Annotated in this window: 10 protein-coding genes; 7 read left to right on the forward strand and 3 right to left on the reverse strand. The window is 72.5% G+C overall.

Annotation, left to right across the window (positions count from 1 at the left end; genetic code table 11):
* Nucleotides 1–8: 8 nt before the first annotated feature.
* Together Aco03nite_RS46695 and Aco03nite_RS46700 are read right to left on the reverse strand one after the other, a co-directional pair.
* Entirely contained in the window at nt 9–620 is a 612-nt protein-coding gene (locus Aco03nite_RS46695) for a DsbA family protein (protein WP_203808541.1), read from the reverse strand.
* Between the two features lie 77 nt (nt 621–697).
* A complete protein-coding gene (locus tag Aco03nite_RS46700) occupies nt 698–1,189 on the reverse strand; it encodes a MarR family winged helix-turn-helix transcriptional regulator (RefSeq protein ID WP_203808543.1) in 492 nt (163 codons plus the stop codon).
* Between the two features lie 113 nt (nt 1,190–1,302).
* Between Aco03nite_RS46700 and Aco03nite_RS46705 the strand changes: the two genes are divergently transcribed.
* From Aco03nite_RS46705 to Aco03nite_RS46725, 5 genes are all read left to right on the forward strand, one after another.
* Nucleotides 1,303–1,665: a hypothetical protein gene (locus tag Aco03nite_RS46705; RefSeq protein WP_203808545.1), complete on the forward strand. Its 363-nt coding sequence runs from the start codon at nt 1,303–1,305 to the stop codon at nt 1,663–1,665.
* Nucleotides 1,655–3,109: a sensor histidine kinase gene (locus tag Aco03nite_RS46710; RefSeq protein ID WP_203808548.1), complete on the forward strand. Its 1,455-nt coding sequence runs from the start codon at nt 1,655–1,657 to the stop codon at nt 3,107–3,109. The genes Aco03nite_RS46705 and Aco03nite_RS46710 overlap by 11 nt, the downstream gene beginning before the upstream one ends.
* Before the next feature lie 76 nt (nt 3,110–3,185).
* On the forward strand, nt 3,186–3,857 hold the full coding sequence (locus Aco03nite_RS46715; RefSeq protein WP_203808550.1) for a response regulator transcription factor: 672 nt from the start codon (nt 3,186–3,188) through the stop codon (nt 3,855–3,857).
* Nucleotides 3,854–5,362: an SLC13 family permease gene (locus Aco03nite_RS46720; RefSeq protein WP_203808552.1), complete on the forward strand. Its 1,509-nt coding sequence runs from the start codon at nt 3,854–3,856 to the stop codon at nt 5,360–5,362. Before Aco03nite_RS46715 ends, Aco03nite_RS46720 begins: the two co-directional genes overlap by 4 nt.
* Nucleotides 5,363–5,377: 15 nt before the next feature.
* A complete protein-coding gene (locus Aco03nite_RS46725; protein WP_203808554.1) occupies nt 5,378–6,571 on the forward strand; it encodes a glycerate kinase family protein in 1,194 nt (397 codons plus the stop codon).
* Here the strand turns inward: Aco03nite_RS46725 and Aco03nite_RS46730 are convergent.
* Nucleotides 6,568–9,297, reverse strand: coding sequence for an nSTAND1 domain-containing NTPase (locus tag Aco03nite_RS46730; RefSeq protein ID WP_203808556.1), 2,730 nt, complete (start codon nt 9,295–9,297; stop codon nt 6,568–6,570). The two genes, Aco03nite_RS46725 and Aco03nite_RS46730, sit on opposite strands and share 4 nt — an antisense overlap.
* 89 nt (nt 9,298–9,386) lie before the next feature.
* On the opposite strand from Aco03nite_RS46730, the gene chvE reads away from it, so the two are divergent.
* Both chvE and Aco03nite_RS46740 read left to right on the forward strand, forming a co-directional pair.
* Nucleotides 9,387–10,499: a multiple monosaccharide ABC transporter substrate-binding protein gene (chvE, locus tag Aco03nite_RS46735; protein ID WP_203808558.1), complete on the forward strand. Its 1,113-nt coding sequence runs from the start codon at nt 9,387–9,389 to the stop codon at nt 10,497–10,499.
* Between the two features lie 103 nt (nt 10,500–10,602).
* Entirely contained in the window at nt 10,603–12,954 is a 2,352-nt protein-coding gene (locus Aco03nite_RS46740) for a carboxypeptidase regulatory-like domain-containing protein (RefSeq protein ID WP_203808560.1), read from the forward strand.
* Nucleotides 12,955–12,980 lie beyond the last annotated feature (26 nt).

Here is a 12,980-nt window from a genome sequence, read left to right on the forward strand (position 1 = left end):
GGCGGGTCTCAGCCGAGGGCGGCGATCCGGGTGGTGACCTCGTCCGCGGTGGCGTTGCCACGGGCGAGCGTGACGACCTCGTCACCACGGATCGCCACCAGGGTGGGGAATCCGGTGGCGCCGAGCCGGGCGGCGCGCTCGAAGTCGGCGTGCGCCGCCGCCAGGCTCGCCGGATCCTGGAAGGCCTCGACCACGGCGTCCGCGTCGAGCCCGGCCGACGTGGCGATCAGCCGGTACGTGCCGGGCTCGGACAGGCTGTGCCCGTCCAGGTAGAACGCCGACTGCATGATCTCGGCCAGCTCGACCGGGGAGTGGGTGCCGGTGGTGCGCAGGGCCGCGAAGCCCCGGGCGGCGGCCTCGGAGTCCATCACGAACGATCCGTCGGCGATCAGTCGCTGGTAACCCGCGCCGAACCGGGCGCCGGTGATCTCGCTGATCTTCGCGTTCGCCCCGTCGATGTAACCGAACCGGCCGATCGGCACCCGTCGCTCGCCGACGAACAGGCCACCGGAGACGACCTCGATCGGCAGGTGCGGGTGGCGGGCGGCGACCTCCCGGATCGTGGTGGCGAAGCCGTGGCACCAGCCGCAGTAGGCGTCGAAGACGTAGACGAGCCGCATGGGAAATCCTGACGGAGAGGGGCTGAGGAAACTCCCTTACCCTACAACATCTGACACGTCAGGCATTTATCGGCGGTTCAGCGCAGCCGCGGCACCTCGTCACGGGCCGCGTGGCTCAGGATCCGCAGATCGTCCATGAACCGCTCCCGGTGCCCGGCCGGCAACGGGTCGACGAAGTACCGCTGGATGTTCTCCACGTGCAGCCGGGACGCGCGGACCACCGTCTCCTCGCCCAGCGCCGTGAGCCGGACCAGGCGGCTGCGCCGGTCACCGGGGTCGTCCGCGCGTGCCACCAGCCCGGCCGCCTCCATGCGGTCGACCAGCCGGGTCACGCCACCGGTGGTCAGCACCTGCTCCTGGGCCACGCTGCGCATCGGCAGCCCGGCGCCGCCGGCCCGGCCGAGGATCAGCAGCACCTCGAACATCAGGTGGCTGATGCCGCACTGCTCCTCCAGGGCACGCCCGAGGATGTAGTCGAGGCGGTTCGCCGCACCCTGCAGCCGCCCGAAACCGAGCACCAGCTCGTGATCCGCGGCCTGTTTCGCCGTCGAGATCTCCGCACTCGTCATTCGTGTCCTTCCGTGTCTCCCGGTCCCGATCGGCGAAGGCTACCCGCGAGCTGCCGATGAGAACGTCTTCATGATCATCCCGGGAAGGATGAAAGGATCTTCACGGCGTTCTCATGACCAGGTCATCGCTGGTCGGCAGGCTGACCGGTGTGAAAGTCCTTCCCCGGTTGCTGGTTCTGCTCGCGGTTCTCGCCGTGCCGGTGCTGCTCGCGGTGGCCAGTCAGGCGATGACCCGGCCGCCCGACCCGCCCCGGCTGCCGAGCGCCCCGATCGACGTGTCGTTCGCCCCGCAGCCGTCCGCCACCGCGCCCGGACCCGTCTCACCCTCCGCCGGACCGGCACCCGGCGGGACACCCGGCGGCGAGACGAGTCCCAGCGCGTCGGCGAGCCCCAGCGAGGACCTCGGCGTCATCCGGACGCCCCGGCCCACCCTCGACGACGATGACGACGACCTGGAGACCGGCGATGACGACTGATCCACCGGTCAGCCGGGGATCGTCGGTCCCGGCCCGCTGGCGGATCACCGGATGGATCCTGCTCGCCACCACGATCGCGCTGACCGCGGTGATCGTGACCGTGCGCAGCGCGCTGCTCGCCGACGGGGAACGCCGGGCCAACGCCGAACTGGTGCAGGAGGCCGCCGAGTTCTCCGCGTTCCTCGCCGAGGGTGTCGACCCGACCACCGCGCAGGCCTTCACCTCACCGGACCGGGTGCTGGAGGTCTACCTGAACCGTCAGCACCCGGACGACGACGAGGTGCTGCTCGGGCTGGTCGGCGCGGACGTGCTGCAGGCCGACCGGCCCGGCCGGGGTGTGGCCGCCGCGCCGTACGACCTGGCCGCCGACGCCGGGCTGCTGGCCGCGTTCACCGACCCGGCGCACACCTTCGGCACCACCGGCACTCCGGCCGGGCCGATGCGCTGGGGCCGGGTCGACGTCGGCGCGGCGACGGCCCGCGGCTCGCTGGTCATCGCGATCTTCACCGAGCAGCGCCGGGACGAGACCGACCAGGTCGTACGGCTGATGGCGCTGGTGTCGTTGGGTGGTCTGCTGTTGACCCTGGCGATCGGCTGGATCGCGGCCGGCCGGATCCTGGCGCCGGTCCGCGCCCTGCACGAGGTAGCCGCCGACATCGGCGAACGGGACCTGACCGTGCGGGTGCCGGTGCACGGCCGCGACGACATCGCGGCGATGGCCGAGACCTTCAACGCGATGCTGGACCGCCTGGAGGAGGCGTACGGGCTGCAGCGGCGGTTCGTCGACGACGCCGCCCACGAACTGCGCACCCCGATCACGGTGATCCGCGGGCACCTGGAACTGCTCGGCGACGACCCGGCCGAACGGGCGCACACCCTGCGGCTGGTCGACGACGAACTGGCCCGGATGAGCCGGATCGTCTCCGACCTGCTGGTGCTGGCCCGGGCGGAACGACCGGACTTCGTCAACGCCCGCCCGGTCGAGACCACCGACCTGATGCTCGACATCGAGGCCAAGTGCCAGGCGCTCGCCGACCGGTCCTGGCTGCTCGGCGACATCGCCGAGGGCGCCGTCACGATCGACGGCCAGCGGGTCACCCAGGCGGTGCTGCAGCTCGCGGCCAACGCGGTGCAGCACACCGCGGACGGCGACGAGATCCGGATGGGCTCCCGGTTCGAGGGGGTGGGCGACCGGCGACGGCTGCTGCTGTGGGTCTCGGACACCGGTCCCGGCGTACGGCCGGAAGAGGTTGAAGAGATCTTCGAAAGGTTCCATCACGGATCCGCGACCCGGGCGGGGGCCGGCCTGGGGCTGGCGATCGTGCGGGCCATCGCCGACGCGCACGGCGGCCGGGCGTTCGTCCGCAGCACCCCCGGCGAGGGCGCCACGTTCGGCCTGGACCTGCCCGCACCCGACGACACCACGGAGGTGATCAACGCATGAGCGAGCTTGCGAGCGAATCATCCAGCTCAGTTGTTGAGAACTCATGGCGACGCCGGAGCGCAGCGGAGGTGTCGGCATGAGCCGGATCCTGATCGCCGAGGACGACGTCAACATCGCCTCGTTCATCCAGAAGGGGCTGCACTCGGCCGGGTTCGTCACCACCCACGTCGCCGACGGCGGCACCGCGCTGCTGCTGGCCCGGGGCGGCGGGTTCGACCTGGTCATCCTGGACATCGGCCTGCCGCTGATCGACGGGTTCGAGGTGCTGCGGCAGCTGCGCGCCGAGGGCCTGCGGCTGCCGGTGATCGTGCTGACCGCCCGCGACGGCGTGGAGGACACCGTCGCCGGGCTGGAGGGCGGCGCCAACGACTACGTGTCCAAGCCGTTCCGGTTCGCCGAGTTGCTGGCCCGGATCCGGGTCCGGTTGCAGGAGGCCGGGCCGCCCCCGGCCGCCGGTGACGCCGGGATGCGGCTGGAACACGGCGACCTGCTGCTGGACCTGCGGACCCGGCGCGCGCACGTCGACGACCGGGTGTACGACCTGACCGCCCGCGAGTTCGGGCTGCTGGAGATGTTCCTGCGGCATCCCGGCCAGGTGCTGACCCGGGAACAGATCCTCGCGCACGTGTGGGGCTTCGACTTCGACCCGGCCTCGAACGTGGTCGACGTCTACGTCCGCACGCTGCGCAAGAAGGTCGGCGAGGCGCGGATCCACACCGTCTACGGGCAGGGTTACCGGCTGCCGTGACCACCGTCGAGTACTCCACCACACCACCACCGGACCCGGCGCCCGGACGACCGGACCGCCCGGCCGTCAACCGGATCTCGCCACGCGTACTGCTGCCGGTCGTCGGTCTGGTCCTGGCCGGGCTGTTCGGCTGGGCCGCGACCCGGGCCGGCACCGGACCCGGCGGCGCGGCGACCGTCACCCTGCTCGTCTTCGCCGCCGCCGTCTGGTTCTGGACCTTCACCAAGGTCGACGACACCTACATCGCCCTCGGCGCGGCCACCCTGCTCGTGCTGGCCGGGGTGATCGACACCTCCGAGCTGTTCGCGACACTCGGCGACGAGACGGTCTGGCTGCTGCTGGCCGCGTTCGTGATCGCCGCCGGGCTGACGTCGTCCGGCCTGACCCGGCGGGCGGCCGCGTTCGTGGTCGCCGGGGCCGGCACCCCACGGCAACTGGTGCACCTGGTCACCGCGTCGATGGTGGTCACCACGTACGCGATGCCGTCCACCTCGGGCCGGGCCGCGCTGGCCGTGCCGGTCTTCACCGCGCTGGCCGCCGTCCTGGCCGAACGCCCGAAACTGGTGCGGGCGCTGTCGGTGCTGATCCCGTCGGTGATCCTGCTGTCCGCCGTCGGCTCCCTGCTCGGCGCCGGCGCCCACCTGGTCACCAGCCAGGTGGTGGCCGCCGCCACCGGCGAGGGCTTCAGCTTCGTCACCTGGATGCTGCTCGGCCTGCCGCTCGCCCTGGCGTGCAGCCACGTCTGCGCCGAGATCGTGCTGTGGATGTTCACCGACCGGGCCGAACGGCGTGCCCCGGTGCACGTGAGCGTCGCCGACCTCGACAACGATCCGGCACAACCCGTGACCGGACCCCTCACCGTGTACGAGTCACGAGCGGCCCTGCTGCTCGCCGCGGTCGTGACGCTCTGGTGCACCGAGCCGCTGCACCACGTGCACCCGGCGATCGTGGCCCTGATCGGCGCGCTGGTCGCCACCTCGCCCCGCTACGGCGCCACCACCCTGAACAGCGCTTTCAAGACCGTACCGTGGTCGATGCTGTTGTTCCTGTCGGCGACCCTGGCGCTGGGGACCGCCCTGACCACCACCGGCGCCGCGGAATGGGTCGCGGGCGCCCTGCTCGGACCGTTCACCGGCGGCACCGCACCCGGGGTGTTCCTGGTGGTGATCGTGCTGGTCTCGGCCGCGTCGCACCTGCTGATCCAGTCCCGGTCGGCGCGGTCGGCGGTGCTGATCCCGGTGATCGTCGCGCTCGCCCCGCTGGCCGGTGTCAACCCGGCGGCGGCGGCTTTCGCGTCGACCGCCGCGGCCGGTTTCTGCCACACCCTGCCCAGCTCCGCCAAACCGGTCGGCATGTTCGCCCGGCTGGAGGGCGTGCCCACCTACACCCCACCGGACCTGCTGCGCCTGTCAGCGGTCCTCGCCCCGGCCACGATCGCCCTGGTCCTGGTCTTCACCTGGTTCGTCTGGCCGCTCCTCGGGCTGCCAGTGCTCCAGCCCCGGTAGAAAGCAGCACACCCGATGTCGATGATCGTTCCGCAGCGCATTCTGATCGCACCCAGCGGCTTCAAGGAGAGTCTGTCCGCACCCCAGGTCGCCCGGGCCATCGCCGCCGGGGTGCGCCGGGTCCTGCCCGGCGCCAACATCACCGCCGTGCCGGTGCCGGACGGCGGGGAGGGCACCGCCGAAGCCCTGGCCGACGCCACCGGCGGCAGCCTGGTCCCGATCACCGTCACCGGCCCGGTCGGTGACCCGGTCACCGCCGCGTGGGCCCGGCTCGGCGGCGCCGCCCGGGGCACCGCGGTCGTCGAGATGGCCAGCGCGGCCGGTCTGAGCCTGGTCCCGGCCGACCGCCGCGACCCGACCCGGACCACCACCCACGGGGTCGGCGAGCTGATCCGGGCCGCCCTCGACGACGGCGCCCGGCGCATCCTGATCGGCTGCGGCGACTCCGGCACCAGCGACGGCGGAGCGGGCGCGCTGCAGGCCCTCGGCGCCCGGATCCTCGACGCCGACGGCCGTGACCTGCCGCCCGGCGGTGGCGCCCTGGCCCGCGCCGACCGCCTCGACCTGAGCGGCCTGCACCCCGGCGTGGCCGGCACCGAGATCGTGGTGGCCTGCAACCCGCACAACGTGCTGTGCGGGCCGGCCGGGGTGGCCCGGGTCTTCGCCGCTCAGAAGGGCGCGACACCGGACCAGATCGAGCAGCTCGCGCACGCTTTCGACGTGTGGGCGGCACTGCTGGACCGGGACGGCCGGCCGGGCGCGCTCGACGTGCGGTCCGGGCCGGGCACCGGCGCCTCCGGCGGGCTCGGCGCCGGGCTGGCCGCGGTCCTCGGGGCCCGGCTGGAACCCCGGTTCACCGCACTGCTCGACAGCGGCCTGGCCGGGTTCGACCTGGACGCGCTGATGGCCCGCGCCGACCTGGCGATCACCGCGGAGGGCGCGATCGACGGCCAGACCCGGATGAGCAAGGTCCCGGCCGAGGTGGCCCGCCGCGCCCAGCGCACCGGCACCCCGGTCCTGGCGCTGGCCGGTTCGCTGCGCGACGGCTCGGAGACGGTCCGGGACATCGGCATCGACACGGTGGTCGCGCTGCCGCCGGCACCGATGCCGATGGCGTACGCGGTGGCCAACGCCGAGCCGCTGCTGCGCGACGCCGCCGAACGGGCCCTGCGCCTGATCGTCCTGGGCGCCGCCATCGCCGCCCGCTAGGTCCGGCGGGGCGGGCACAGCGGGACCGGGGTGGTGTCCGGGAACTGCCGGTTCCAGTCGATGTGCAGCGGGCCGGTGCAGGTCCGGTCGACGACGCTGTCCAGGTCGTCGTCGATGCGCCACAGGGCGGACTTCACGTCCAGCAGCTGGAGCTGGGCGCCCTGGAGGCGGGGCGTGGTCAGGCGCAGGCCCTGGGTGCGCAGCGCCAGCAGTCGCCGGCCGTCCCGGGTGTCCCAGATCCGGGCCTCGGCCCCGTCGACGACGGCGACCGTCCGGCCGGCCGGATCGAAGGCGGTGGTCGCGGTCTCGTCCAGGCCACCGGCGGACCCGATGATCCGCGGGGCGTGCGGGTCGCCGACGTCCAGGACCGTCGCCGTGATGTCGTCGGCGTAGGACGTGACGGCGATCAGCCCGCCCGGCCCGGCCTGCACGACCGCCGGGTGCGGCACCCGGGCGAGGACGGCGACCGGCCCGTCCGCGGTCCAGGACTCGATGACGTCCTGGTCACCCTCCCGGCGGCTCAGGACGATGCCGGAGCCGTCGGCGAGCACCGCCGCCCCGGTGACGTCCTTCGCGGCCAGGGTGCGGAAGTCCGGGCTCCCGGTCCGCCACAGCCGCACGGTCCGGTCGGCGCCGATCGCGGCCACCAGGGAACCCGTCGCGTCCAGGCTGTGGATCAGCCCCAGCCCGGCCGGCAGCCCGATCCTGCGGGGCCGGCCCAGGTCGGTGAGGTCCCACAGGTCGGAGCCGGTGGTGCCGTGCCAGTAGACGGCACGGTTCTCGTCGAGGCTCGCGGTCCGGAAGTAGCCGCCCCCGGTGGCGATCGAACCGGCCGCCCGCCAGCCGGTGGCGGCCCGGCGCCAGAGCCGCAGCACGTCGGTCTCGTCGGTGCGGGTGGCCGCGTACCGGCCGGGCGGCTGCTGGTAGCCGCGTTCCAGCGTGGTCGAGTCCGCGGCGGCCCGGGCCAGCACCAGCACGTCCCGGGCCTCGCCGGTGGGCGACAGCCGGTAGGCGGCCAGCGCCAGCACGGCCGCGTCGTACGGATGACCGGCGATCATGTCCCGGGCGGTGCCGGCGGCCCGCAGCGAGAGCGCCTCGTCGCGTTTCTGCCCGGCCCGGTGCTGTGCGGTGAACGCCACCAGCGCGGTCCCGGCCAGCAGAACGGCCAGTGCGGTCAGCCCGGCGGCCAGCCGGCGCTGGCGCCGGGTGTTGCGCCGGTCGGTCTCCCGCCGGACGGTGTCGGCCCGCAGCGAGGCGCTGAGGAAGGCGTGCTCGCGGGGATTGAGCAGGTCCCGCAGCCCGGACGCCTGCTCCAGCCGGGCCCCGCGGTACAGGGTGTCCGGATCGTGGTCGTCGGCCTCCCAGACGGCGGCGGCCTCGGCGAGTTCGTGCCGGCGGCGCAGGGTCTCCCGGTCCCGGGCGAGCCATCCGGCCAGCCGTGGCCAGGCACGCAGCAGAGCCTCGTGGGTCAGTTCGACGGTGCGCCGGTCGATGGTGACCAGCCGGGCCGCGGCCAGCCGTTCCAGCAGCGCGTCCGGGATCGGCAGGTCGGTACGCCGGACCCGGCGCTTGGTGTCCCCGGTGCCGTCGCCCAGCACCACCAGACGGGTGAAGACCAGGCGTACCGCCTCGCGGTCCTCGGGGGTGAGCTGCTCGAAGGTGTGTTCGGCGGTCCGGGCCAGCGCGTGTTCGAGACCACCGACGTCCTGGTAGCCGGTCAGCGTCATGACCATGCCGCGGCGGCGCCGCCACGTCTCGGCCAGGGCGTGCGACACCAGCGGCAGCGCGCCCGGTTGCCCGGTGACGTCCGAGATGACCCGGGCCACCAGCGCGGTCTCCAGGGTCGCTCCGGCGTGGGCCGCCGGCTCGGTGATCGCCGACCGGAGTTCCTCGGTGCTCATCGGGCCGACCAGCACCTGGGCCCGGTGCAGGGCGGTGACGAGTTCCGGGTACCCGGCGCAGTGGCCGTAGAAGTCCGCGCGGACGCCGATCACCACCTTCGTCCTCGGCCCGGCCGCGGCGGTGAGCGAGCGGATCAGCCACAGCCGGTCGGTGTCGCCGCAGAGCGTGAACACCTCCTCGAACTGGTCGACCACCAGCAGCACCTCGGCCGCCGTGCTCGCCAGCCGGGCCCGTAACGCCCCGGTGCCGGCGGCCAGGTCCCGGCGGACGTGATCGACCGGTTCGTCGGTGAGCGCCGCGACGGACACCGCCAACTCGGTGACCGGATCGGTGCCCGGGGTGATCAGAATCGGCGTCCGGTCGCTGCCGGCGACCAGACCGGCCTGCAGCAGCGAGGACTTGCCGGCGCCGGAGGAACCGAAGACACCGACGAAGGGACGTTCCTCGACCAGCCTCGCCAGGGTCCCGGTGACCGCTTCCCGGCCGAAGAACCGGTCGGAGTCCTCGACCCGGTACGCGGCCAGACCGACGTACGGCAGCGAATCTCTCTTGATCCCGGGGTTGGTCCCGGCGAGGTGGCGCCACCGCTCGGTCCACTCGCCGATGTCGCCGCCGCACGCCCGGACGACCGCGCCGGTGATGGCGAGACTGGGCAGCCGCCGCCCGGACAGCGCGTCGGACAGGGCGGCGGCCGAATAGTTCGTCCGCTTGCCCAGCTCCCGGTACGACAGCCGGCCGGCCCGCTGGCGCAGCCGTCGCAGATCGCCGGCGAACCGGAGCAGGGGAGTGTCCTCCGATTCCAGCGGGCGCTCCTGCCGGGGCATGTGACCTCCGTCAGCCGTCGATGTCCGGTGTTTGTTGTTCAGTTCCCGACGACGAACCCGAACATCACCGGGAATCCTAGGTTCGGCCCATGCGATTGCGATATGCCGGAGTCCTCGCCGCCACGCTGCTGTTGTCCGTGGCGGCCTGCGGCTCCAGTGAGAAGACTGTGGACCAGAACCAGCCGGACGGCGGCAACCTGATCGGCGTCACCATGCCCACCCGGTCGTCGCAGCGGTGGATCGGCGACGGCGACAACGTCAAGAAGGCCCTCGAGGCGCTCGGCTACCAGGTCGATCTGCAGTACGCCGAGGACGACATCCCGACCCAGGTGAACCAGGTGGAGAGCCAGATCACCAAGGGCGCCAAACTGTTGATCATCGCGCCGGTCGACGGCACTTCGATGACCACCCAGCTGCAGGCGGCCGCGGACAAGAAGATCCCGGTCATCGCGTACGACCGGCTCCTGCGCAACAGCCCGAACGTCGGCTGGTACGCCACGTTCGACAACTACAAGGTCGGAGTCCAGCAGGCGACCTCCCTGCTGATCGGGCTCGAGCTGCTCAAGGAGGACGGGTCGCCGGGAACCGCGAAGGGCCCGTTCAACGTCGAGCTGTTCGCCGGTTCGCCGGACGACAACAACGCCACCTTCTTCTACGAGGGTGCGATGTCGGTGCTCAAGCCCTACCTGGACAACGGCACTCTGGTGGTGCCGAGCAAGCAGACCGACTTCAAGACGATCGCCATCCTGCGGTGGCAGGCCGAGGTCGCCCAGAAACGGATGGAGAACCTGCTGACCTCCACGTATCAGTCGGGGCGCAAGGTGCAGGGGGTGCTGTCGCCGTACGACGGGCTCTCGATCGGCATCGTGTCCGCGCTGCGCAGCGACGGCTACGGCCTGAACGGGCAGCCGTACCCGGTGATCACCGGCCAGGACGCCGAGACGACCTCGGTCAAGTCGATCGTCCTCGGCGAGCAGTACTCGACCATCTTCAAGGACTTCCGGGACCTGGCGAAGAGCAGCGCCGAGATGGCCGACGCCATCCTCAAGGGCAAGCAGCCGCCGGTGAACAATGACAAGGACTACGACAACGGCGTCAAGGTGGTCCCGACGATGATGCTCAAGACCAGCATCGTCAACAAGGCCAACTACAAGGAGGCCCTGATCACCAGCGGCTTCTACCGCGAGGACCAGATCAAATAGTTGGCCTGATCTATGCTCTCCCGTGATGCGGTGACGGCCGTCGATGCCTGTGGCGGCCGCACCGTTTGATCGGATACGGGGGAGTTCGTTGATCAGATCCTGGGTGACACGTATCGGCGGTGCGGTCCTCGCCGGCCTGCTGGCGGCCGGCGGGCTCGCCGCACCGGCCGCGGCCGCGGGGACCGGCACCGTGGACGGCGTCTTCGTCGACGCCGGCGGCGCCCCGGTGGGCGAGGTGTGGGTGGAGATCTTCTCCGCCGACGACGGTGGCTGGCTCACCTACGCGTCGAGCGGCGACGACGGGCGGTTCCAGGCGACCGGGGTGCCGGCCGGTGACGTCAAGGTGTCGTTCTACCGCGCGGGGCTGACCCAGTGGGCACCCGGCAAGCGGGTTCAGGAGGACGCCGCCACCTACACGGTGACCGACGGCGCGACGGTCACCATCGACGAGCGGGGGCTGCCCACCGGCACCATCGCCGGGGCGGTCACCGCCGCGGACGGCGCACCCGTCGCCGACGGCCTGCCGGTGCACGCCGTCGAGACCGAACACGGCGACAACCTGAGCACCTGGACCGACGAGAACGGACGGTACGCGCTGACCGTCTGGACCGGCACCTACCGCGTCGGGTTCGGGCCGGAGTCGGCACGGCAGTGGGCGCCGCGCAAGACCGCCGAACAGGACGCCGACACCGTCACGATCGTCGAAGGCGGCACCGTCGAGGTCGACGAGCAGCTGCTGCCGACCGGCACGATCCGTGGGCGCCTGACCGCCGCGGACGGCAGCACCGGGCTGCCCTACATCGACGTCTTCCTCTACCGTGGCACCGAGTCGATCGCCCGGAACAGCACGAACGAGGACGGCCGCTACGAGTTCACCGTGCTGCCCGGCGACTACGCCGTCTCGTTCCGGGCCGAGACCAACGGGTCCGAGCAGTTCGTTCCCGGAGCCGCCGACCTGTCGAAGGCGGAGATCCACCGGGTGGCTGCGGGGCAGACCGTGGTCGCCGACGACTCGGTGGTGGGCCCGGCGAGCGTGCAGGGCCGGCTGGTCGACGCGGCCGGGCGCCCGCAGGCCGGCTTCCAGGTCTTCGTCAACTCCACCGACGACGAGTACGGCTACGGCGACCTGACCGGCGCCGACGGCAGCTGGCGGGTGACCGACGTGCACCCCGGCGACTACCGGGTGTCGTTCCACAACCCGTCGTGGAGCCGCACCCAGTACGCGTACGGCAAGACGAGGTCCGAGGACGCCCAGGTGTTCCCGGTCGCCGGTGGGGCCACGGTCACCGTCGACGACACCTGGCTGCCCGGCGCGACCCTGACCGTCACAGCCGTGGACGCGGCCACCGGCGCCGCGGTGTCCCGGTTCTGCGCGCAGATCGAAGGCGCGGAACAGTGCACGACCAACGGCACCGCGACCGTCGCCGACCTGCCCGCCGGACGGCTCGGCCTGGCGGTCGTGCCCGAGTCCACCGGCTACCACCTGCGTAACGACTCGACGGTCACCCTCACCGCCGGCCGGACGGTCACCACCACGGTCCGGCTGGCCACCGGGGGCAAGGTGTCCTTCAGCTCCGTGGACGCGGCGACCGGGCGGGCATTGCGGGACACCTGCTTCGTTCTGGAGTCCCTCGGCAGCGGCGGCCTGCCCGACGGTGCCGGGGACTGCACCAACTCCCAGGGGCGGCTGACCGGCGGCACCCTGGCACCGGGCACCTACGAGGCGTTCGCGTTCGCCCCCGGCACGTACGGCAACCAGTGGGTGGGCGCGACCGGCGGCACCGGCGACCAGCGGGCGGCCGCCCGGATCGTCGTCGTGGCCGGCGCCACGGTCACGGCACCGGCGGCCCGCCTCGACCGGGCCGGATCGATCACCGGTGTGGTGACCGGGGCGGACGGCGCGGCCATCGAGGACGCCGACGTGTCGTTCACGGCCTGGAGCATGGGGGCCGGCTCGTCGAACAGCGTCAGCACCGACGCGCGGGGCCGGTACACGATCGGCAAGCTGGGGCCGTACGCCTGGCCGCTGTCGGTGACCGCAGCCGATCACCCGCGGCAGTGGTCCGGCAACGTCGGCGACCGCTTCCAGGCGGTGCACATCCCGGTCACCGCGGGCGGTACCGCCACCCACGACATCGCGCTGACCAAGGGCGCGGCGCTGACCGGCAAGGTCACGCTGGCCGACGGCCCGCCGGGGCGGGGCTGGCGCCTCACCGCGGTCAACGCGGTGACCGGTGACCAGATGGCTGAGTTCGACAGCTACAGCGCCGGCCCGGACGGTGCCTACCGGATGCCGGTGATCGGCGACCAGCAGGTCAAGATCAGCTGGTCGGTACACTCCGACGACCAGCCCGCCACCACAGGCTGGTACGACGGAGCCACCGACCAGGCCTCAGCGACCACCGTGGACATCCCGGCAACCGGCGACAAGACCCTCGACCTGACGCTCGGCTGACCACCCGCTGAATGCCCGGATCACCG

Origin of the sequence: Actinoplanes couchii, assembly GCF_016862075.1 — a bacterium.
GTDB lineage: Bacteria > Actinomycetota > Actinomycetes > Mycobacteriales > Micromonosporaceae > Actinoplanes > Actinoplanes couchii.

What these genes read in the sequence shown, in the direction of transcription:
- Aco03nite_RS46695 (WP_203808541.1), bottom strand. Translation starts at nt 620, where the DNA reads ATGCGGCTCGTCTACGTCTTCGACGCCTACTGCGGCTGGTGCCACGGC.
- Aco03nite_RS46700 (WP_203808543.1), bottom strand. Translation starts at nt 1,189, where the DNA reads ATGACGAGTGCGGAGATCTCGACGGCGAAACAGGCCGCGGATCACGAG.
- Aco03nite_RS46705 (WP_203808545.1), top strand. Translation starts at nt 1,303, where the DNA reads ATGACCAGGTCATCGCTGGTCGGCAGGCTGACCGGTGTGAAAGTCCTT.
- Aco03nite_RS46710 (WP_203808548.1), top strand. Translation starts at nt 1,655, where the DNA reads ATGACGACTGATCCACCGGTCAGCCGGGGATCGTCGGTCCCGGCCCGC.
- Aco03nite_RS46715 (WP_203808550.1), top strand. Translation starts at nt 3,186, where the DNA reads ATGAGCCGGATCCTGATCGCCGAGGACGACGTCAACATCGCCTCGTTC.
- Aco03nite_RS46725 (WP_203808554.1), top strand. Translation starts at nt 5,378, where the DNA reads ATGTCGATGATCGTTCCGCAGCGCATTCTGATCGCACCCAGCGGCTTC.
- Aco03nite_RS46730 (WP_203808556.1), bottom strand. Translation starts at nt 9,297, where the DNA reads ATGCCCCGGCAGGAGCGCCCGCTGGAATCGGAGGACACTCCCCTGCTC.
- chvE (WP_203808558.1), top strand. Translation starts at nt 9,387, where the DNA reads ATGCGATTGCGATATGCCGGAGTCCTCGCCGCCACGCTGCTGTTGTCC.